Source organism: Dietzia maris, from assembly GCF_014144855.1.
GTDB lineage: Bacteria > Actinomycetota > Actinomycetes > Mycobacteriales > Mycobacteriaceae > Dietzia > Dietzia kunjamensis.
In genome coordinates this window covers 1-1843 of sequence record NZ_JAALDN010000272.1, presented here as the reverse complement: position 1 = coordinate 1843, position 1843 = coordinate 1, and the positions used below count along the sequence as shown (strand labels likewise).

The 1843-nt window shown below is 72.7% G+C and carries 1 protein-coding gene and 1 pseudogene; one reads left to right on the top strand and one right to left on the bottom strand.

Annotated elements, in window-relative coordinates:
- Window positions 1-1186 (bottom strand): annotated as a pseudogene (locus G6024_RS09405) (type VII secretion protein EccC); the annotation flags it as partial.
- Between the two features lie 187 nt (window positions 1187-1373).
- Here G6024_RS09405 and G6024_RS09400 point away from each other — a divergent pair.
- Window positions 1374-1843, top strand: a 470-nt coding sequence (locus tag G6024_RS09400; RefSeq protein WP_182640356.1) for an EsaB/YukD family protein, incomplete at its 3' end; no start/stop codon positions are given.

Below are 1843 nucleotides of genomic sequence, written 5' to 3'. Positions count from 1 at the left end.
CGGCCTCCGGCGGGCTCATCGCGTCGACCCGGGCGATGTCCTCGTCCCCGGCCTCGCTGCGCACGCGGGCCACGCGGTCGTCGTCGACCCGGATGCACAGGCCGCGGCGCAGCGCGAGGTCGCGCAGTTGCCCCGCGCGGCTGCCGGAGACCTCGAGCACCGTGACCCCGTCCAGTCCGTCCTCCGCCAGGAGACGTTCCGCGCCGGTGACGCCCACACCGTCGACGACGACGACGAGGTGCGCCCGTCCCGGCACGACCGGGGCACTCGGTGAGAACGCCGAACGGTCGGAGATGCCCGTTCCCAGCATCGACTCCGCCCCGGCGAGAGAGAACTCGGTGAGCCGGACCCGACCACCGCCGTCGGTGTAGTCGGGGTGTTCGTGGTGCGGGAGCCATTTGAGCCACTCCCAGGCCTGACGGGCGTCGCCCTCGCTCGCGGCCACCGCGACCCGGACCCTGTCGGGCCCGTGGGCCACGACGAGCCCGGCGATCATCGCGCGTACCGCGGAACGCACCACCTCCACCTCACCGTCGAGCGACAGCGCGGCGAACGCGCGCAGCTCCAGCGCCACGGGCAGGTCGTCGACCACCGAGTGCACGCGGACGAAGCGGCGCATGCTCACCACCGAGACCGGCTCCAGGTCGTCGACCGGGCCGGTGTCGGGCGCGTCCACCCGGGTCGCCAGTGCCTGACGGCCCGGGCCCACCCGGATGGTGAGGTCCTCGGGATCCGACTCGTCGCGTTCCCACATCCGGGGCGTGCCCACCAACGCGGGCAGCTCCACCGGATCCGGGTGACGCCACAGGGCGGCGGCGCGCTGGGCGGATGCGGTCGCGCGCACGGTGTCGCGGGTCTGGCCGAGATAGCGCAGGTAGTCCTTCCGCAGTTCGTCGGTCTCGGCGGTCTTGTTACCGCCGCTCAGAGTCCCCGCGAGCATGCCGACGGCGGAGACCGCCATCATCACCGGGAAGAGCATGAACATGGGATTGCGCATCATGCCGGTCCGCATCATCACCACGACCATCCCGCCCACGGCCACCACCAGCACGATCGGCAGGATGATCTGGACGAGGGGCCGGGGCGTGGGCCGGGGCAGGGCGGGCGGTGCCTGCAGCGCCAGCTCCCCACCGGGCATCGGCGGCGCGTCGAGCTTCTCCGCGCGGGTGAACACCACATCACCCATGAACGTCACCCGTGCACGTCACCAGTGATCGATCCCTTCGCTCCCGCCGGGTGTGACCCCGCCGCCGGGAGATGGCGTCCCCACGAGCGCCCGTCCGACCCGACAATATCGGCGTATCGGAAGGCGATGTTAGGGCAGTACACGTCCTGGCGGGGACACCATCCGGGCGGGATCGGGAGGATCTGGAGTGTCGCAACGTAGTGGGATCCGGGAGGTCGCGGCGGGCGTCGATCCCCTGGACCAGCGTCGGGTGTCGATCGTGTGCCGTTCCACCCGGGTGGACCTGAGTCTGCCCGCCCACCTCGCATTGGTCGCGGTGATCCCGGAGGTCGTGGACCTGATCCGGGAGCACATCCGCGCGGTCGCCGGTCCGGCCTCCGGCGTCGATGTCGACGCCCGGATGGGCGGTGACACCGGCGGGTCCTGGCAGCTCTCCCGACTCGCCGGCGGGCCCCTGGCGGTCTCGGAGACGCTCGCGCAGCAGCGGGTGCACGACGGGGAGATCCTCGTCCTCGACCACCGCCCCGTCCCCACGCCGGCGCCGCTCTTCGACGACGTCCTGCAGGGTCTCACCGAACCGGACGTGGCTCGCTCCCCCACCTGGGACCGGCGCGACGCGGTCACCACCGCGACCGCGACGGCGGCGGTGGCGGCGGC